Genomic DNA, 16,662 nt, shown 5'->3' with positions numbered 1-16,662 from the left:
CCCGGAAAAAGTTCGGCCCCCCATGCAACATCGGCCTCCCGGACGCGTCTCTTCCACGTGAGCCTCCTCAACTTCCGCCAGGACGGCCCCCCGGACCTGGCGGAGCCCTCCCCCGACAGAGCGGTGACGCAGTTGTACGAAGCGCACGCCCTGGACCTCGTCAGGCTGGCCCTGGTGATGGTCGGCGACAGGCAGACGGCCGAGGACGTCGTCCAGGACTCCTTCCTCGGCCTGTACCGGCGGTGGGGGCGGCTGAAGGACACCGGCAAGGCCCTGACCTACCTGAGGTCGTCGGTGCTCAACAACTGCCGGTCGGTGCTGCGCCGCCGGAACCGCCGCCTCCTCGGCGCCCAGGAACCGCCCGTCGCGTCGGCGGAGAGCCGGGTCCTGGACCTGGAGCAGGGCAAGGAGATCCTCGACGCGCTGCGCCGGCTGCCGCACAAGCAGCGGGAGACGCTGGTGCTCCGGTTCGTCCTCGACCTGTCCGAGGAGGAGACCGCGCAGGTCATGCGGGTGAGCCGCGGCACCGTCCGGTCCAACACGTCCCGCGGGCGCACCGCCCTTGAGCGCATGCTGGGAGAGACCCCGTGAACATCGAACGGCTGCTGAAGGACGCCGCCGCCGCCGAGACGCGCGAGGTGACGCGCGAGTCGCTGCCGCCGCTGACCCTGCCCGCCGCCCGCCGCCGGCGGCCCGCGGGACGGCGGCTCGTGCCGGTCGCCGCCGTCGCCGCCGTCCTCACCGTGATCACGGTCGTGGCCGTGACCGTCGCGCTCCGCGGCGCCCTGCGCGGCCCTGACGCGCTCGGCGCGCACGAAGGCCCCCCGTACTTCCTGGCCACCCACCGGAAAGGCGGCGTCGGCGTCTTCGACTCCTGGACCGGACGCATGATCGCCGACATCGAGCCCCGCGCCGGGCACTACTCCGCCCTCACGGTCTCGGCCGACCGGCGCACCGCCTTCCTCGCCGACGAGGTCGGCCACTGCCGCACCCGCATCGACAAGGTGACCCTGCGCGGCGACGGGACCGTGGCGCACAGGACGACCCTGCCCGGCGGGTTCGGCACCGTCGTGGACGAGATGGCCGCGACCGCGGACGGCAGCCGTGTCGCACTCATCCTCAACAACCTCACCGGCTGCAGCGGCGACGACGTCGCGGTGGTCGAATCCCCGTCCGGCGCCACCCGGGGCTGGCGCCTGCTGCCGCCGAGCGCCGACTCACCGGGGTACGTGCAATCTCCGGCATGGGCGGCGGACGGCCGCACCCTCTTCCTCGCCAGCGAGGATCCGGAGGAGCCACCCGGTAACGACATCAGCATCGACCTGCGCGCACTCGACACCCGCACGGCCGGCACCGACCTGAGCCACGCCCGCGTCGTCCTGAAGAGCGTCGCGGACCTGTCGTCCTTGCGGCTCTCCCCGGACGGGCTCACCGTCACGGCCGTCAAGGAGGACACCACCGACGACGGGACGTTCAGGTCCGTCGCGGTGGTGGAGCTGCCCGTCCCCATCGGGGACGGGTCCCGCAGGGCTCCCGTCCGCGAACTCGCCCGCATGACGGCCCGGCAGATCGCGCCCGCGGCGCCGACCGACTTCCGGACCACCCTCGACGCGACCGGCAGGCACCTGCTCGTCAGCTCCCGCCACGACCGGGCCGTCTTCCGCCTGGACGACGGCCGCTTCCACCGCCTCCCCGACCTGCACCGCACCGACCTGGGCCTGATCGCCTGGTGAAGCCCCGGTTCAGGTGTCAGGAGGCCCGATCACCAAGGTTCAGCTCTCCGAGCTTGATGCGCGCCAGCAACCCGCCGAAGTCCCGAGCGCTGACCCCGAGCCGAGGCCCATCCGGATCCTTGGAATCCCGCACCCCAATACATCCACCCAGCCGGGCCAACTCGACGCATGCGTCGTCGTTGCCACCGCCACTTCGGGAGCTCTTGCGCCATTCGGTCACTCGTAGGTCCTCATCGTCTGCTCGATCAGTTCCCTCGAAGCGTCCCTGGAAAGGGCAAACGCCCCGATCTGCTCGAACCGTATCGCGATGGTGGCGACCTCGTCACCGGCCTCGATCAGGCGCCCGCCGATCTGCGCTCCCGCATAAGCCAGCTCCCTCGATCGGATCCTGTAGATCTGGACAGGGCCGTCATGGCCCGGATGCCATCCCACCGATCTGGCCACGACACGGATCATGGTGCGCGGACTCTCCCCCATCTTGAGGAGATGCCCGAGCTGGTCCCGCATCACCGCGTGATCGCCGACGCGCGTTTCAAGCACCTCCTGGTCCAGGAGGATCCACAGATACGGCGGCTCCTTGCGGAGAAGGATCTCCTGGCGCCTCATCCGCGCCTTGGTCTCCGCTTCGGCCTCCCGCATCCGTCCGGCGGCCCGCAGAAGAGCGAGAGCGTAGTCCTCCGTCTGCGCCAGCAGGGGAATCGTCTTCCCATGGTAGAGCCGGATGACCTCCGCACTCTTTTCATACTGGATGAATTGCTTGAACCAGTCCGGGTCGTGCCCAGTACGGGCGTAGTACATCAGCCGCCGAAAGTGCCCTCCGGTGTTCCACGCCTCATCGAGGAGCACCATGTGATCGTCATTGGGACGGTACCTGCCCGCCTCCCAATTCGATACGGTCCCCCTCGTCGCCTTCACGATGCTCGCCACCTGAGCCAGCGAAAGGCCGCGCTGGGTGCGGTGAAACCACAGGTCGAAGGCCAGCCAGGCCCAGAGGGACGAGTTCGGATCGATCGTCTCGCGCACCGTCATCGGAACTCCTCCTGTATTGCATGCTTTGCAATCCAGTGCAGGCTAACTCTCAGGCGCCGATCCTGTGGCGAAGTTCCCGAAAATCAGGACGGCTGCCATGGACGATCGAGTTCCGACTCTCCAAATACACAAATCAGACGAAATACGGATGACTCTGCTCGCAGTGGGCTCTTCGGTCGCCCTCGCTCGCGAACTCGTCCGCTACGCCCTCACCCATTGGGGTTACGACCGATCTCTCATCGACGACTCGATCCTCGTCATGAGCGAGATCACGACGAACGCCGTCAACGCGGCACCGGGTCACCACATCCGGATCCGCATCGCCACGTACAACGGCGCACCCCTGCTCGAATGCTGGGACCCGGCCCCTGAGCTGCCGCTTCCCCGCGACGCCGGCGCGGACGCCGTGAGCGGACGCGGCCTCGCGATCGTCGCCGCCTACGCCCAGGAGACCGGCACCCGCCCGTCCGCCACCGCCCAAGGCAAAATCATCTGGGCCCTCATGCCGCCGGCGTGAGCGCGCGCACCGCGACTGGCCAAAAGAGGACTCAGCGCGGCGTTCCACCTGCCGGTCTCGCCGCAGACCGCAGCTGCGGCGACCCCGCAGTCAACGCGCGCAGGCGCAATCGACCAGCATCGACGTTCGTTCCGGCCGGCACGGCACCGGGATTTCGACTGCCCATTTCGGAACCAATACCCACAACCCGGCACTAGCTGGATGATTAAGGCAACACTTGCCGGGGCGGCACACCGGTGAGAATATTCCTACTAGCACCGGCTACTGGAAGTGAGTGACTTCATGTCCAGGCCATGGGAAGCCGATCATGGCGCGGAGTTCCAGCGGAGACTCGGCAAGACGGCCGCTGACGTGGGCGACAGCCGCACCACCCAGGACTGTCCCGAGATCTGGGAGCTGGACAACGGCGACATCGCCGTTATCGGCCGCGACGCCACCAGCGCGTACAGCGACCGGCTCCCACCCGGGGTGAGCATCGGTTCCGACGAGCGCCTCGTGATCATCTCAGGCCGCCTGCTGTCCGCCGCAAAACCGGACATCCGAGATGCTTGACAAGATTCCGACCATTCCCGGTGGCGTGCTCGACCATGCCGCCTATCACCGGGACTTCGCACGCCAGATCGAGGGCCTGACCGGCGTGGTCTGGAAGCTGGAGCGCTCTCAGGTCTTCCGCGAGCTGAACGACCCGAGCTGGCAGGCGTTCGCGGCCGGGGACTGGCAACGCTCCCTTCGCCTTCTGGAGAGGGACCGGGGAGCCGTCCGCGCCGAAGCGCGCCGCAACAAGCGCCAAGGGTTGAGCGTCCGCCGTGTCCGCGTGGTCGAGTACCCGGTGAGCCCCTACCTGCATTGGGAGCTGCACGCCCTCCGCATGCTCGCCGAGGAGGGCTTCGAGCTGAGCGTGCTGCGGGCCGATGAACTGTCGTCACTCGAATCGCGAGGCCAACTGCCCGAGGTCGTCGTCATCGGCAAGCGTGTCCTCTACGAAGTCCAATACCTACCGGATTGGACGCCATGCGGGGCCCGGTCCATCAAGGAGCCCCACATCATCCGGACAGCGGCCGCAGAGATAGCCGACCTCTACCGGAGGGGCGAACCCCTCCTTGATTTCTTCGAGCGAGAGGTCGCTCCACTCCCCGCTCCCGCGGTCTGAACTATCGTTCGTAGATGCCTTCCGTTCGCCTGGGCCGGAGCAGGCTGAGCACACTCCTCTTCAGCCTCGGCACGCTCCTCGTCATCGGTCTCATCGGTGCGTCGCCATGGGCCCTGCGAGCCTTCTCCGGGCCGACGACCCGCTGGGAGCGCTGGAGCTTCATCGGACAGACCTACGGCGCCGCGTCCGCGCTCCTGTCCGTTCTCGCTCTCATCGGCATCGTCGCCACCCTCATCTTTCAGGCGCACGATACGAAGATCGCTCGTGAGGAGGCCCGGCGCATCGCGATCGCCGAGTTGCTCAAGATGGCGATGGACGACCCCGCGCTGGACGAGGCGTGGGGGCCGGTTCCCGAAGGGGAGGATCGGACGGCGCGCCGTCAGCTCATGTACATCAACATGATCGTCTCCGAGTGGCAGATGTCCTACGAGACCAAGGCCCTCCCCGAGGTGCGTCTACGCGCCATCTCCCGCGAGATGTTCAGCGGCCGGCCCGGCCGCGCCTACTGGCAGGAAGCCCGCCAGGTGCGCCTGAGCACGTCCGGCAGTAAGCGAGCCCGGCGCTTCCACGAGATCCTGGACGAGGAGTACCGGCGAGCACCCGCTCCCCCACCTGAGCCGCGGCCTTCTCGCCGCCGGCCTTGGGCTCTCCTTGCCGCCGCGGCCGCCGGTGCGCTTGCGTTGACGCCCATCCTCCGGCGTGCGTTCGCCCGCCGGTCCCGCACGTGAACTTGCGCACCGCGGTCTAGCTGGGCGTTCGGTCAGCTTGTCAGGTGGGTTCGTTGGGCTCTGGTTAGGCGGGCCACTACGAGGTCGTAGGAGTGGTCGATCATTTCCTGGAGCTCGTCGTCGGGGACGGAGCCGTCCAGGGTCACGGTGTTCCAGTGCCGCTTGTTCAGGTGGTAGCCGGGGGTGATCGCGGCGTGGCGGTCGCGCAGTTCGACGGCCAGGTCGGGGTCGCATTTGAGGCTGACGGCGCCCGGGGGCGGGCCGAGGGACACGAGCGCGAACATCCGTCCGGCCACCTTGAACACGGCCACGCCGTCGCCGAAGGGGTAGTCCTCCACCGCGCCCGTTTTGGCCGCGCAGTCGTCGATCACCTGGTCGCGCAGTGAGCCGCGTGCCATCCGGGCCTCCGTCGTTCTCCGGGCGGGCTTCGGTGACAGGGTCGCACGGGCGTGCGGCGGCCCCGGTACCGCGGGGGTACCGGGGCCGGTGCTCGGTCAGCGTTCGGTGTGGGCCTTCTGGGCGGTGTTCTGGCCGCCCGGGACCAGGGACGCGTAGACGATGATGTTGTCGACGTAGTGGCCGCGCGCGTGGTCGAACCGGCCGCCGCACGTGATGAGGCGCAGCTCCGGGCCCCCCTCGCGGCCGTAGACGCTGCCGGTCGGGAACTTGTCCTTGTCGACGCGCTGGATGCGGTCGATGCGGAAGGCCGGGACGGTCCCGTCCTTGCGGACGACCTCGATCCGACGTCCCGGGCGGAGCGCCCCGAGCCGATAGAAGACGCCCGGCCTGGTCTTGGAGTCGACGTGGCCGACGAGGACGCTGCGGCCGTTCTCGCCCGGCGTCGGGCCCTCCTGGTACCAGCCGACCTGGTCGACGCGGCTGAGCGGCGGCACCTCCAGCTCCCCGTCCGGCTTGGTGGCGACCCGGATGACCGGGGCGTCCACCTTGATGGACGGGATCCGGACCCGTTCGGGCACCGACGGCGCGAGCGCCTGCTCCGGGTTCGGCGCCGTGTCGTCGGGCGCCTTCTCCACCAGGTTGGACGAGGGCGGCTGCGGCGGCGCGTCGGGGCCGGTCAGCCGGAACCCGACGACGCACATGGCGGTCCCTGTCGCGATGAGGACGGCGGCCAGCCAATACCACAGGTGCATTGGCCGGCCGCTGCGCCTTGCTTTGCTCATCGGCTCAGGAGAGCCCCTGCGCCCGGCGGCGGAACGCCGCGATCGCGACCCCGCCGCCCAGCGCGATGGCGCCGAGGCCGGCCCCGGCCAGCAGCGGGTTGTACGACGCGGCGGCGGTACCGCCGCCACCGGCCATGACGCCGCCGCGGGCCGAGCGGATCGGCTTCAGGAACCCGCCGAACGACCACTTGCCGACCTGGTTCGCCGGGACGCTCTGGCGGAGCGCCCGCCAGCCGGCCTCGCTGGCCCGGCAGTCCGCCGTGATGTGCTGGCCGCGGTGGAGCGGCGGCGGCGAGGTGTTGTAACCGGTGCTCGGGCCGGTGCGGACGTTCAGCGTGTTCGCGGTGACCACGTACCGGCAGCTCCGGCCGCTGTGGCTGAGCAGGCGCAGGAACTGGCCGCTGACCCACTTGCCGACCTGGTTCGACCGGAGCTGGTGCCAGCCGGACTGGCTCGTGATGCAGTCGGCGCCGAGGTGCTTGCCGTGCCGCAGCGGAGGCGGCACCGTCTCCCACCTCGTGCCCGGGCCGGTGCGGACGTTCAGGGCGCTCGCGGTGACCTCGTAGCGGCAGATCTTCGGCGCGGCGGCCAGGTGCGGCGTGGCGGTCGCCGCGTCGGCCGCGCCCCCGGTCAGCAGCATCAGGCCGCCGGCGGTCCCGGCGACCGCGAGCGCCATGCCAGTGCGCGCGCTTGAGCTCATTCTTCCCCCAACTAGTGATCTTGTTGATGCCGGAGGTGTCCGACTTCGTCGTGATCAAGCTGCCCCTAGTGCATTAGGGACATGCCGTCGTGGTCGCAAACGTTGGGGATAGCGATCGGTCGGCAGATCGAAAATCTCATTGTCGGACGACAAAGCGCAGTCCTATCTCGCGCGACAAGACTCGCCATTATCGACAATGCGTTCATGCATGGCAAGGACGGAAATTCCCCCCATTTTCGGGAGGCGGGCGTCCCGGAGGGCACTGCGGCCGGCCGGCACCGCGAGGGTGCGTCGGCCGGCCGCGGTGCGCGGCCCGGACGCGCGGGTCAGGAGAGGCCCTTCACCTGGCGGCGGCGGACCGCGACGGCGAGGCCGCCGCCCAGCACGATCGCCCCGAGGCCGGCGCCGGCCAGCATCGGGTTCGCCGCGGCGGAGGTGCCGCCCGCACCGGCGGAGGCGCCGCCGGTGGGCTTGATCGGCTTGAGGAACTTCTTGAAGACCCAGCCGTGCAGCTGGTTCTTGGGCACGCCCTGGTGCAGCTCGACCCAGCCGCCGTTGCTCGCCTTGCAGTCCGCGCCGATGTGCAGGCCGAACTTCAGCGGCGGCGGGATGAGCTTGCCGCGCGGCGTCTGGTGGACGTTCAGGCCGCTCCGCGCGATGACCTCGTACCGGCAGATGTCGCCGGCGCCGACGGGCCCGCCGTGCGGCGCGGTGGCCGCCAGGGCGGCGCCGCCGCTCAGCAGGGTCAGGCCGCTCGCCGCACCGGCCACCGCGAGCTTCACGCCGGTTCGCGCGCTTGTCATCATACTTCTCCCCGAACTAGTGATCTTGTTCTTTGCCGGAGGTGTCCGACATCGTTTCGTTGATCACATTTCCCGAGGGAATTCGACTGATGTCGCACTGATCGCAAACATTGGGGACAGCGTGGGGCGCCGATCGTGAAGTCCGCGTCGGAGTACTCCCAAGCGATGATCTTCTGCCGCCGCCAGAAGCCCAGATAATGGACATGCTGATCATGTACGACAAAGACGAAAAGCAATGCGAGTCGCGACGATCAGGCCACCCGGTGGCGTCCGCGGCCCGCAGCCGGGCGTGGGCGTGGCAGGGTGGGCGCATGCTGCCGACGCACACGAGCACGGAGGAACGGGACGCCCGCGTGGCGCTGCTGCCCGTCGGGAGTTTCGAGCAGCACGGGCCGTTCCTGCCGCTGGCCACGGACACGGTGATCGCGTGCACCGTCGCGGCGGCGATCGCCGAGCGGTACCCGGTGCGGGTACTGCCGCCGGTGACGATCTCCTGCTCGCACGAGCACGAGCACACCGCATGGCCCGGGACGGTCAGCATCTCGGCGGCGACCCTGTACGCGGTGGTGCGGGACGTGGCGGACTCGCTGCGCAGGGCTGGCGTGCCGAAGCTGGTGCTGGTCAGCGGGCACGGCGGCAACTACGTCCTCGGAAACGCGGTCCAGGAGGCGGGCGGCGACATGGCGCTGTTCCCCGGAATGGACGAATGGGAGGACGCGCGCGCCGCCGCCGGAATGGCGACGTCCGGCATCTCCGACATGCACGCCGGGGAGCTGGAGACGTCGATCCTGCTGCACGCGCACCCCGACCTCGTCCGGCCCGGGTACGAGGGGTCCGATCACCTCGCGGACGACCGGCGGCACCTGCTGACGGCCGGGATGGCGGCCTACACCGCGTCCGGGGTCATCGGGCGGCCGTCACTGGCCTCCGCCGGCAAGGGCCGGGACGCGCTCGCCCGCCTCGTCGGGGCGTTCGGGAGCTGCCTCGCCGTGCTGGACCAGCAGGGCGAGGGCGCCCGGCAGCGCGGACACGAAGGTCAGCACGCCGTAGACGACGGAGATGGTGAGGCCCTCGGCCGAGCCTAGGCCGGCGGCGCCGAACGCGAGCGCGGTCACGGCCTCGCGCGGCCCCCAGCCGCCGACGTTGATCGGCAGGCCCATGACCAGCAGCGCCAGCAGCAGCAGCGGCAGCAGCTCGATGAGGGGCGCGTGCGATCCGGCGGCGCGCGCGGCGACGACGAACAGCGCGAGGTGCCCGGCGAGCGCCGCGACCGACAGCCCGGCGATGCCGGGCCAGGCCGCGAGGACGCCGCGGGCCTCCGCGAGCGCGGCGGCGACGGCGCGGTGCCGCCAGCGCGCCAGCGCCAGCAGGACGCTCAGCACCAGCGCGGCCGGGATCAGCGCGGGCGTCAGCGACGCCAGCAGGGACGGGCGGGCCGGCAGGACGGCCAGGCACGCGAGCACGAGGACGATCTGCCCCGCGGCGCGTTCCAGCACGACCGCGCGGACGCCGCGTCCGACGTCCCCGGCGCGGTGGCCGTGGCTGACGGCGCGGTGCACGTCGCCGAGGACGCCGGCGGGCAGCACCGCGTTGAGGAACAGCGCCCGGTAGTAGGCGGCGACGGCGCCGGTCAGCGGCAGCGGGAGGCCGAGGCGGCGGGCGATCAGGCGCCAGCGGGCCGCGGCGCACACGGTGCTGAACAGGCCGGCGGCCAGCGCCGCCGCGACGGACGGCCCGTCGACCGCCTTCAGCGCGGCGACGAACGCCGACGTGCTGTGCCACCACAGCAGTCCGGCGAGGATCGCCAGGGCGGCCGCGACGCGCAGCCAGGGACGGAGCTTCACGTGGTTCCCCCGGGGAGTGCGAGCAGGTCGATGTGGTGGACCTCGGCGGTCAGGCGGCCGGCGTCGCAGTCGGCGAGCCGGCGCCGCAGGTACTCGGCGGCGGGTTCGGCGAGGTCGGGGCGCTGCTCGACGGCGGCGCCGACCCAGCCGCGCAGCCATTCGGCGGTGAGCCCGGCCCGCTCCGGGCCGAGCCGCCACGGGCTGGGGCGGGTCTGGACGGTCGCGCCGCGGCGGCGGAACGCGGTCGCGGCGGCCGCGGCGGCGTCGGGGCCGAGCAGCCCGTCCCGCCGCTGGTGGGCGTCGAACGCGGCGCCGATCTCGGCGTCGAGCGGGTCGTGCGGGACGATCCGGACGCGTCCGGCGACGGTGAGGGTGAGCAGCGCGGGGCAGGACGCGGCGGCGGCGATCCCGTCGACCTGCCCGGCGGTGAGGACGTCCAGCAGCGCGGACGCGGTGACCAGGGACGCGCCGACGAGGTCGGCGGCGCGCAGACCGGCGAGGTCGCCCTCGCGGGTCTCGAGGGTGGCGGGCGTGCCGTCGGCGGTGCGGTAGGCGTTGGCGCGGGCCTCCTCCAGCAGGGCGGGGTCGCCGTCGTACAGGACCCAGTGCTGGGGGCCGGGAAGGCGCGGGGCGAGCCAGCGGCCGAGCGCGCCGGTGCCGCAGCCGAGGTCCCAGATGACCAGCGGTTCGCCGGCGGGCAGGCGCGCGCGCAGCGGGCCGAGCAGCTCGCCGGCGCGGGCGGCGGCGTCGGCCTCCTCGCGCAGCGCGAGCCAGGCCGGGGCGAAAGCGGTCATGGTGTCTCCTCAGCGAGTCCGTCCAGGACGGCGGCCATGCGGCGGGACGTGCCGTCCCAGCCGGGCAGGGCGCCGCGCCGCCGCCGGGCGGCGGCGCGCAGCCGGTCGCGCAGGGCCGGGTCCCGCAGCCAGCGGCGCAGGGCCGCGGCGAGCGCGGCGGGGTCGTCCGGGGGGACGAGCATTCCGGGGGCGGTGCCGCCGGGCGCGTGCCCGAGGGTGCCGGGGAGGCCGTCGACGTCGCTGGTCAGGACGGGGGTGCCGCGCGCGAGCGCCTCGGTGACGACCATGCCGTAGGTCTCCGAGCGGGTGGGCAGGACGGCGAGGTCGGCGGCGTGGTAGGCGGCGTCGAGGGCGCGCCCGGTGAGGGGCCCGGCGAGGTCGACGCGGTCGGCGAGGCCGTGCCGGGCGAGGAGCCCGCGGACCCGCTCGGCGTGGGCGGGGTCGCGGTCGAGGGGTCCGGCGCAGACGCACGTCCAGGGCAGGTCGGCGACACGGGCGAGGGCCTCGGCGAGGACGTCGTGGCCCTTGCGCGGCGTCACGGACGCGACGCACAGCAGCCGGGACGCCCCGTCGGTTCCGGCGGCGAGCGGCGCGGGGTCGACGCCCGGCTGGACGGCGTGGACCCGGGCCGGGTCGAGGTCGTGCTGCCGGATCAGCCGTTTCATCGCCCACGGGCTGGTCGCGACGACCGCGGCGGCGGCCTGCAGCGTCTCGCGTTCGAGAGCGTCGAGATGCTGGTCGCCCTCGTCGACGAGGGGCATGTGGACGAGCACGGCCAGCCGCAGCCGGGACGCGTGCGGGACGACGACGTCCGGGACCCCGCACGCGACCAGGCCGTCCATCAGGACGGCGGTGCCGTCGGGCAGGGCGGCGAGGGACCTGGCGAGCCCCGCGCGGGCGTCCGCGCCGGGCCGCGGCCAGGCGCCGGGCGCGGCGATCTCCAGCACGGGTCGTCCCGCAGCGGCAAGCGCCCGGCAGAGCTTCCGGTCGTAGACGTTGCCGCCGCTCGGGACGGCCGGGTCGTCGATGTCGGCGGGGACGACGAACGCGATGCCGGTGGTCATAGCCCGCGCTCGTAACTCGCCCACGCGACATGCGACTCGCGCAGCGTCACCTCGATCCCGGACAGCCCGCGCGCGCTCTCCCCCATCGCCCCGGCGCGGATCCGGGCGGCGAGCCGGTCGGCGACGACCTTCGCGAGGTACTCCGTCGTCGTGTTGACCCCGGCGAACTCGGGTTCGTCGTCCAGGTTGCGGTAGTTCAGCTCCCGCAGCACCTCGCCGAGCTCGCGGGTGGCGAGCCCGATGTCCACCACGATGTTGTCGGCGTCGAGTTCCGCGCGGCGGAACGTCGCGTCCACGACGAAGGTGGCGCCGTGCAGCCGCCGCGCCGGTCCGAAGACCTCGCCGCGGAAGCTGTGCGCGACCATGAAGTGGTCGCGGACGGTGATGCCGAACAAGTGCCCTCCCTGTTCCGTGCGGTTCTCGTGCGGTTCTCGTGCGTCTAGCCCTGCGGGTGGTCGATCCGGTGGCAGAGCGCGGGCGTCTCCCCGCTCGCCAAGCGGGCCATGGCCTGGGGAAGCTCCTCGAAGGGGCTGTTCCCCGTGATCAGCGCGTCGAAAGCCGGGGCGGCCAGCAGCCGCAGCGCCAGCGCGAGCCGGTCGCCGAACGCGCGGCGCGACCGCCGGGCCGGCGCGACCATGCCGACCTGGCTGGCGCGGACGGCGAGCCGGCGCGAGTGGAAGAACTCGCCGAGCGGCACGCTCACCTTCCGGTCGCCGTACCAGCTCAGCTCGATCACCTCGCCCTCCGGCGCGAGCAGCTCCAGCGACCGCGCCAGCCCCTCCTCCGTCGCGCTGGCGTGGAACACCAGGTCCCGGCCGCCCTCGGCGTCGCCGGGCGGCGCGAACGAGACGCCGAGCGCGCGCGCCGTGTCCGCCCGCGCCGGGTCGACGTCGACGAGCTGGACGTCGCAGCCCGGCAGCCCGGCGAGGACGCCCGCCACCGAGCAGCCGACCATGCCCGCGCCGACCACCGCGATCCGGTCGCCGACCAGCGGCGCCGCGTCCCACAGCGCGTTCACCGCGGTCTCCACCGTCCCCGCGAGGATCGCGCGCTCGGGCGGGACATCATCCGGGACCGGGACGACCGCGCCCGCCGGGACCACGTAGCGGGTCTGGTGCGGGTAGAGGCAGAACACGTGCCGCCCGGCCAGCTCCGGCGGGCCGTGCTCGACGACCCCCACGTTCAGGTACCCGTACTTGACCGGCCCGGGGAACGCGCCGTCCTGGAACGGCGCCCGCATCACCGCGTACTGGTTCTCCGGCACGCCGCCGCGGAAGACGAGCGTCTCGGTCCCCCGGCTGACACCGGAGAACACCGTCCGGACGACGACCTCGCCGGGCCCCGGCTCCGGCAGCTCCACCGAGCGGATCTCGCCCTCACCGGGCGACCGGATCCAGAACGCGCGCGCGTCCGGCTCCATGGCTCCCCCTCCCCTGACGGGCCCGGCGGTGGCGCGCCGCGAGCGCCAGCACGTCCCGTCCGAACGACCACGCGAGCAGCGCCAGCGCCGCCCCGACGAACGCCGCCGCGTACGGGACGGCGCCCGACGCGGCGGCCGTCAGCACCACGCCCTGCACCACCGCGACGGCCTTGCGCGCGAAGCTCGGCGGCAGCGGCGCCCGCAGCCACGGCGCCGCCCACGACGCCGCGACGAACGCGTACCGCATCGTCCCGATCGCCAGCACCCACAGCCCCGCCACCGTCGCGACCTGCACCGACAGCACCAGGATCAGCAGCGCGTCGGCCTCCATGTCGAACCGCGCGCCGAGCGCGGAGGACGTCCCGGTGCGCCGCGCGACCTGCCCGTCCACCCCGTCCAGGACGAGCGCGACGGCCGCGAGCGCGACCAGCGCCCCGGCCGGGCCGCCGTCCGCGAGGCGCCCCGCGACGAGCGCCGCGACGCATCCGACGAGCACGACCCGCGCCAGCGTGACGTGGTCGGCGGGCCGCAGCGCCCGCCGTCCCCGGAACGCGAACTCGAGGACGCCCCACGCGGCGAGCGCGTAGGCGATGCCGGCGGCGAGGCCCACGGCGCCCGGCCGCAGCAGCGCCACGGCCGCCATCTGCACGCACGCCGCGGCGGCCAGCTCCCACGCCCGCCACACCACGGGCCCGCGCCACCCCGTCCGGAGCACGGGGCGGGACACCGTCATCGGCCGCGTCATCGGCGCGCCTCGCCGGCGTCCACCGGGGCCGCCTTCGCGGGCAGCACGCCGTCCAGCTGCGGGAGGTCGTGGCCGAGGCGGTCGCGCTTGGCGGTCAGGTAGCGGAGGTTGTCGGCGCTGACCGGGACGAGGAGGGGGACCCGGGCGGCGACGTCGATGCCGTAGGACCGCAGCGCGCTGACCTTTGCTGGGTTGTTGGACAGCAGCCGCACCGACCCGACGCCGAGGTACCGCAGCACCCGGGCGGCGGGCCCGTAGTCGCGGGTGTCGACCGGCAGCCCGATCGCGGTCGCGGAGTCGACGGTGTCGAGGCCCTGGTCCTGCAGCACGTGCGTGCGGACCTTCGCGACGAGGCCGATCCCCCGGCCCTCGTGTCCGCGCAGGTAGACCAGGACGCCGGCGCCCTCGCGGACGACCGCGTCCATCGCGGCGCCGAGCTGGTCGCCGCACTCGCAGCGGGTGGCGCCGAAGATGTCGCCGGTCATGCACTCGGAGTGCATCCGGACGAGGACGCGCTGCCGGCCGGCGACGTCGCCCCGGACGAGCGCCATGTGCTCGTTCCCGTCGACCGGGTCCCGGAACGCGACGGCGCGGAACGTGCCGCGCCGCGTTCTCAGGTCCGCCTCCGCGATGTCCTCGCTGTCGATGCCCTGGTCGTGCATCTGCCCCTCCTCGGCTCGTGATCACCGTGCTCCGCAGCGATCGGTACGCAGCGGCCGCGGCGTGCGGTCGCGTCCCCGGCAATGAATCTGCCCGCGAATCATTCAGGCTCTGAACGAAACCTTCGGGCCGTCACACCGACTGGCACGGAGGGGAGGTACCCGAGGGTTCAGCCGATTCGCGCGCGGACCACGAGTTCGTGCAGGGCACGGCGCGCCGGCGGCTGCTCCGGCAGCGCGCTGCGGGCCCGCTCGTCCTCCAGCCGGGACGTCAGCGCGGCGACGTCCGCCTGCAACGTCTCCACGGACGGCGCGTCCGCCGGAAGCGCCCCGTGCTCGGCGGCGCGCTTCGCCTCGACGAGTTCCGGCAGGTACGCGGGGCCGTATCCGGTCAGCCGGGTCAGGTCCGCCTGGAGCTCCGCCTCCCGCATCAGGTGGATCCCGGTGAGCAGCACCCGAAACGTGTAGAGCAGCGGCTTCAGCTCGCGGGTCTTCTCGAACAGCGTCCACTGCGAGCGCGCGAACCCCAGGTAGTGGTGCGCGTGGTTCGACGTGAACAGCCCCGGCGTCAACGCCACCAGTTCCTCGTGCAGCGGCGACGTCGCGACGACCAGCGGCGACAGCACCTGCTCCAGCACGTACCCGTTGCGCCGCAGCAGCAGCGCGCAGAACTTCGCGAGGTCGTGCGTGACCACGTCGGCCTCCACGCCCGCGTGGTCCCACATGAGCGTCACGGTCTCCTCGCCGGTCTCCAGCCCGACGATCTCCTCCAGCGGCAGCAGGTGGACGCCGCGCAGGTCCACGTCGGAGTCCTGCGACGGGAAGCCGTACAGGTGCGCGCCGCTGACGGTGACGAACGCCCGCGGGTACGGATGGTCGGCGGCGAGGGCGTCGAGCATCCCATCGGGAAGGTTCACCCGGTCCTCCAATAGTTGACGCGGCTTTCGGCCCTGGGAGTTATTTGGACACGTAAAGAGCGGTCCGGTTCAACGCAGGATGCCTCAACACCAACGCAGGATGCTTCAACAACCAGGTCTGCGATATCCAAGAAGCGCTTACAGGAATTCTTCGGCTGTGTAAAGTCGTGGTTATGCGGACGGCGTTCAAGTGCCGGGCTTACCCCGACCCCGAGCAGGCGGCCGTGTTCGGTCGCACGTTCGGCTGCGTGCGCCTTGTCTGGAACAAGACGCTCGCCGAGCGGCACCGCGCCTGGCACGCCGACGGCCAGACCACGTCTTACAAGCAGACCGACGCCGCGCTGACCGCATGGAAGAAGACCGAGGACCTGTCGTTTTTGAACGAGGTGTCCTCTGTTCCGCTGCAGCAGGCGCTGCGGCACCAGCACGCCGCGTTCGCCAACTTCTTCGCCGGACGCGCCCGCTATCCCCGCTTCAAGAGCCGGAACTCTCGCCAGTCCGCGCACTACACCCGCTCGGCGTTCCGCATGCGCGACGGAGAACTGCGGATGGCCAAGACCACCGCACCGCTGGCGTTCGTCTGGTCCTTTGACGAGGTGGACCTGGCGGCGCTGGCCCCGACGATGGTGGTGATCTCGCGGGAGCCCGACGGCCGCTGGTACGTCACCTTCGCCGTCGACACCGACGCCCCCGGGCCCATGCCGGCCACCGGGCACCAGGTCGGCGTCGATCTGGGGGTGAAGGAGTTCGCGGTGACCTCTGACGGGGACCGCATCGCCAACCCGAAGCATCTGGAGAAGAAGCAGCGCAATCTCGCCCGCTACCAGCGGCGCATGGCCCGCTGCCGACCCGGCAGCAACAACCGCCGCAAGGCTAAGGCCAAGGTCGCCCGCGCTCACCGCAAGGTCCGCAACGCCCGCGCCGACTTCTTGCACCGCACCAGCACCGGCCTCATCCGCCGAGCCGACACCATCGTCATCGAAGACCTGAACGTCTCCGGCCTGGTGCACAACCGCAAACTCGCCCGCGCCATCTCCGACTGCGGATGGGGCGAGTTCCGGCGACAGCTGGAGTACAAGTGCCAGCGGGCCGGACGCACCCTGGTGGTGATCGACCGCTGGTACCCCTCGTCCAAGACCTGCTCTGCCTGCGGGCACCTGCTGGCCGAGCTGAGCCTCTCCACCCGGGCATGGACGTGTCCGGGCTGCCGCACCCGGCACGACCGGGACCACAACGCGGCCAAGAACATCCTTGCGGCTGGTCGAGCCGTAGCCGGGGACGACCCCGGCAATGTCTGCGGAGCTGATGTCAGACGGCAAGGGACCTCCCTTCCGCAGTCGGCCGTGAAACAGAAACATCCACGGCGCGAGCCGTAGAA

Annotated in this window: 21 protein-coding genes and 1 pseudogene; 8 read left to right on the top strand and 14 right to left on the bottom strand. The window is 72.0% G+C overall.

Annotated elements, in window-relative coordinates:
- Positions 1–57 precede the first annotated feature (57 nt).
- Positions 58–591 carry a SigE family RNA polymerase sigma factor gene (locus AB0C78_RS25080; RefSeq protein WP_151544711.1) on the top strand — a complete coding sequence of 178 codons (534 nt, stop codon included), beginning with the start codon at positions 58–60 and terminating at the stop codon, positions 589–591.
- On the top strand, positions 588–1,733 hold the full coding sequence (locus AB0C78_RS25075) for a hypothetical protein (RefSeq protein WP_360751930.1): 1,146 nt from the start codon (positions 588–590) through the stop codon (positions 1,731–1,733). Before AB0C78_RS25080 ends, AB0C78_RS25075 begins: the two co-directional genes overlap by 4 nt.
- 16 nt (positions 1,734–1,749) lie before the next feature.
- Here the strand turns inward: AB0C78_RS25075 and AB0C78_RS25070 are convergent, their stop codons facing one another.
- Together AB0C78_RS25070 and AB0C78_RS25065 are read right to left on the bottom strand one after the other, a co-directional pair.
- Positions 1,750–1,953, bottom strand: coding sequence for a DUF397 domain-containing protein (locus AB0C78_RS25070; protein WP_360751927.1), 204 nt, complete (start codon positions 1,951–1,953; stop codon positions 1,750–1,752).
- Positions 1,950–2,762 (bottom strand): helix-turn-helix transcriptional regulator, encoded by an 813-nt coding sequence (locus tag AB0C78_RS25065; RefSeq protein ID WP_360751924.1) that lies wholly within the window; start codon positions 2,760–2,762, stop codon positions 1,950–1,952. Before AB0C78_RS25065 ends, AB0C78_RS25070 begins: the two co-directional genes overlap by 4 nt.
- A gap of 148 nt (positions 2,763–2,910) precedes the next feature.
- Here AB0C78_RS25065 and AB0C78_RS25060 point away from each other — a divergent pair, with 148 nt between their 5' ends.
- The 4 genes from AB0C78_RS25060 to AB0C78_RS25045 all read left to right on the top strand — a co-directional run bounded on the left by AB0C78_RS25060 (position 2,911) and on the right by AB0C78_RS25045 (position 5,157).
- Entirely contained in the window at positions 2,911–3,279 is a 369-nt protein-coding gene (locus tag AB0C78_RS25060) for an ATP-binding protein (protein ID WP_360751921.1), read from the top strand.
- A 282-nt stretch (positions 3,280–3,561) separates the two neighbouring features.
- Positions 3,562–3,831: a hypothetical protein gene (locus AB0C78_RS25055; RefSeq protein ID WP_151544725.1), complete on the top strand. Its 270-nt coding sequence runs from the start codon at positions 3,562–3,564 to the stop codon at positions 3,829–3,831.
- Positions 3,824–4,429: a DUF6879 family protein gene (locus tag AB0C78_RS25050; protein ID WP_360751918.1), complete on the top strand. Its 606-nt coding sequence runs from the start codon at positions 3,824–3,826 to the stop codon at positions 4,427–4,429. The genes AB0C78_RS25055 and AB0C78_RS25050 overlap by 8 nt, the downstream gene beginning before the upstream one ends.
- 14 nt (positions 4,430–4,443) lie before the next feature.
- Positions 4,444–5,157 carry a DUF6082 family protein gene (locus AB0C78_RS25045; RefSeq protein WP_360751915.1) on the top strand — a complete coding sequence of 238 codons (714 nt, stop codon included), beginning with the start codon at positions 4,444–4,446 and terminating at the stop codon, positions 5,155–5,157.
- Between the two features lie 32 nt (positions 5,158–5,189).
- Here the strand turns inward: AB0C78_RS25045 and AB0C78_RS25040 are convergent, their stop codons facing one another.
- The 4 genes from AB0C78_RS25040 to AB0C78_RS25025 all read right to left on the bottom strand — a co-directional run bounded on the left by AB0C78_RS25040 (position 5,190) and on the right by AB0C78_RS25025 (position 7,841).
- Positions 5,190–5,555, bottom strand: coding sequence for an MmcQ/YjbR family DNA-binding protein (locus AB0C78_RS25040; RefSeq protein WP_360751913.1), 366 nt, complete (start codon positions 5,553–5,555; stop codon positions 5,190–5,192).
- A gap of 96 nt (positions 5,556–5,651) precedes the next feature.
- A complete protein-coding gene (locus AB0C78_RS25035) occupies positions 5,652–6,308 on the bottom strand; it encodes a class F sortase (RefSeq protein ID WP_360751911.1) in 657 nt (218 codons plus the stop codon).
- 34 nt (positions 6,309–6,342) lie between these two features.
- On the bottom strand, positions 6,343–7,038 hold the full coding sequence (locus tag AB0C78_RS25030; RefSeq protein WP_360751908.1) for a hypothetical protein: 696 nt from the start codon (positions 7,036–7,038) through the stop codon (positions 6,343–6,345).
- A gap of 326 nt (positions 7,039–7,364) precedes the next feature.
- Complete coding sequence (locus tag AB0C78_RS25025) at positions 7,365–7,841, bottom strand: hypothetical protein (RefSeq protein WP_360751905.1); 477 nt, start codon at positions 7,839–7,841, stop codon at positions 7,365–7,367.
- A gap of 311 nt (positions 7,842–8,152) precedes the next feature.
- Between AB0C78_RS25025 and AB0C78_RS25020 the strand changes: the two genes are divergently transcribed.
- The gene (locus AB0C78_RS25020) at positions 8,153–8,926 is read left to right on the top strand and encodes a creatininase family protein (protein ID WP_360751902.1); all 774 of its coding nucleotides are present in this window, start codon (positions 8,153–8,155) and stop codon (positions 8,924–8,926) included.
- On the opposite strand, the pseudogene AB0C78_RS25015 reads toward AB0C78_RS25020, so the two are convergent.
- The 8 genes and pseudogenes from AB0C78_RS25015 to AB0C78_RS24980 all read right to left on the bottom strand — a co-directional run.
- A pseudogene (locus tag AB0C78_RS25015) lies at positions 8,918–9,685 on the bottom strand (lysylphosphatidylglycerol synthase transmembrane domain-containing protein); the annotation flags it as partial. The gene AB0C78_RS25020 and the pseudogene AB0C78_RS25015 sit on opposite strands and share 9 nt — an antisense overlap.
- Complete coding sequence (locus AB0C78_RS25010) at positions 9,682–10,479, bottom strand: class I SAM-dependent methyltransferase (RefSeq protein WP_360751899.1); 798 nt, start codon at positions 10,477–10,479, stop codon at positions 9,682–9,684. The gene AB0C78_RS25010 and the pseudogene AB0C78_RS25015, both read right to left, overlap by 4 nt.
- Positions 10,476–11,543, bottom strand: coding sequence for a glycosyltransferase family 4 protein (locus tag AB0C78_RS25005; protein WP_360751896.1), 1,068 nt, complete (start codon positions 11,541–11,543; stop codon positions 10,476–10,478). Before AB0C78_RS25005 ends, AB0C78_RS25010 begins: the two co-directional genes overlap by 4 nt.
- Positions 11,540–11,938: a 6-carboxytetrahydropterin synthase gene (locus tag AB0C78_RS25000; RefSeq protein WP_360751894.1), complete on the bottom strand. Its 399-nt coding sequence runs from the start codon at positions 11,936–11,938 to the stop codon at positions 11,540–11,542. Before AB0C78_RS25000 ends, AB0C78_RS25005 begins: the two co-directional genes overlap by 4 nt.
- A gap of 44 nt (positions 11,939–11,982) precedes the next feature.
- Entirely contained in the window at positions 11,983–12,963 is a 981-nt protein-coding gene (locus tag AB0C78_RS24995) for a dehydrogenase (protein WP_360751891.1), read from the bottom strand.
- Positions 12,920–13,606 (bottom strand): CDP-alcohol phosphatidyltransferase family protein, encoded by a 687-nt coding sequence (locus tag AB0C78_RS24990; protein ID WP_360752054.1) that lies wholly within the window; start codon positions 13,604–13,606, stop codon positions 12,920–12,922. The genes AB0C78_RS24995 and AB0C78_RS24990 overlap by 44 nt, the downstream gene beginning before the upstream one ends.
- 98 nt (positions 13,607–13,704) lie before the next feature.
- Positions 13,705–14,370, bottom strand: coding sequence for a GTP cyclohydrolase II (gene ribA, locus AB0C78_RS24985; RefSeq protein WP_360751888.1), 666 nt, complete (start codon positions 14,368–14,370; stop codon positions 13,705–13,707).
- A gap of 167 nt (positions 14,371–14,537) precedes the next feature.
- On the bottom strand, positions 14,538–15,284 hold the full coding sequence (locus AB0C78_RS24980; protein ID WP_360751885.1) for a nucleotidyltransferase domain-containing protein: 747 nt from the start codon (positions 15,282–15,284) through the stop codon (positions 14,538–14,540).
- Positions 15,285–15,457: 173 nt separating this feature from the next.
- Between AB0C78_RS24980 and AB0C78_RS24975 the strand changes: the two genes are divergently transcribed.
- Positions 15,458–16,660 (top strand): RNA-guided endonuclease TnpB family protein, encoded by a 1,203-nt coding sequence (locus AB0C78_RS24975; RefSeq protein WP_360751882.1) that lies wholly within the window; start codon positions 15,458–15,460, stop codon positions 16,658–16,660.
- Positions 16,661–16,662: the final 2 nt, after the last annotated feature.

Source organism: Actinomadura sp. NPDC048394, assembly GCF_040651755.1.
In the GTDB taxonomy this organism is placed as follows: Bacteria; Actinomycetota; Actinomycetes; order Streptosporangiales; family Streptosporangiaceae; genus Spirillospora; species Spirillospora montaniterrae.
This window is presented reverse-complemented; position numbering and strand designations above follow the sequence as displayed.

Excerpts from the sequence above, each read along its gene's own strand:
- AB0C78_RS25065 (WP_360751924.1), bottom strand. The coding sequence starts at position 2,762 with ATGACGGTGCGCGAGACGATCGATCCGAACTCGTCCCTCTGGGCCTGG.
- AB0C78_RS25060 (WP_360751921.1), top strand. The coding sequence starts at position 2,911 with ATGACTCTGCTCGCAGTGGGCTCTTCGGTCGCCCTCGCTCGCGAACTC.
- AB0C78_RS25055 (WP_151544725.1), top strand. The coding sequence starts at position 3,562 with ATGTCCAGGCCATGGGAAGCCGATCATGGCGCGGAGTTCCAGCGGAGA.
- AB0C78_RS25050 (WP_360751918.1), top strand. The coding sequence starts at position 3,824 with ATGCTTGACAAGATTCCGACCATTCCCGGTGGCGTGCTCGACCATGCC.
- AB0C78_RS25045 (WP_360751915.1), top strand. The coding sequence starts at position 4,444 with ATGCCTTCCGTTCGCCTGGGCCGGAGCAGGCTGAGCACACTCCTCTTC.
- AB0C78_RS25040 (WP_360751913.1), bottom strand. The coding sequence starts at position 5,555 with ATGGCACGCGGCTCACTGCGCGACCAGGTGATCGACGACTGCGCGGCC.
- AB0C78_RS25035 (WP_360751911.1), bottom strand. The coding sequence starts at position 6,308 with ATGCACCTGTGGTATTGGCTGGCCGCCGTCCTCATCGCGACAGGGACC.
- AB0C78_RS25030 (WP_360751908.1), bottom strand. The coding sequence starts at position 7,038 with ATGAGCTCAAGCGCGCGCACTGGCATGGCGCTCGCGGTCGCCGGGACC.
- AB0C78_RS25025 (WP_360751905.1), bottom strand. The coding sequence starts at position 7,841 with ATGACAAGCGCGCGAACCGGCGTGAAGCTCGCGGTGGCCGGTGCGGCG.
- AB0C78_RS25020 (WP_360751902.1), top strand. The coding sequence starts at position 8,153 with ATGCTGCCGACGCACACGAGCACGGAGGAACGGGACGCCCGCGTGGCG.
- AB0C78_RS25010 (WP_360751899.1), bottom strand. The coding sequence starts at position 10,479 with ATGACCGCTTTCGCCCCGGCCTGGCTCGCGCTGCGCGAGGAGGCCGAC.
- AB0C78_RS25005 (WP_360751896.1), bottom strand. The coding sequence starts at position 11,543 with ATGACCACCGGCATCGCGTTCGTCGTCCCCGCCGACATCGACGACCCG.
- AB0C78_RS24995 (WP_360751891.1), bottom strand. The coding sequence starts at position 12,963 with ATGGAGCCGGACGCGCGCGCGTTCTGGATCCGGTCGCCCGGTGAGGGC.
- AB0C78_RS24990 (WP_360752054.1), bottom strand. The coding sequence starts at position 13,606 with ATGGCGGCCGTGGCGCTGCTGCGGCCGGGCGCCGTGGGCCTCGCCGCC.
- ribA (WP_360751888.1), bottom strand. The coding sequence starts at position 14,370 with ATGCACGACCAGGGCATCGACAGCGAGGACATCGCGGAGGCGGACCTG.
- AB0C78_RS24975 (WP_360751882.1), top strand. The coding sequence starts at position 15,458 with ATGCGGACGGCGTTCAAGTGCCGGGCTTACCCCGACCCCGAGCAGGCG.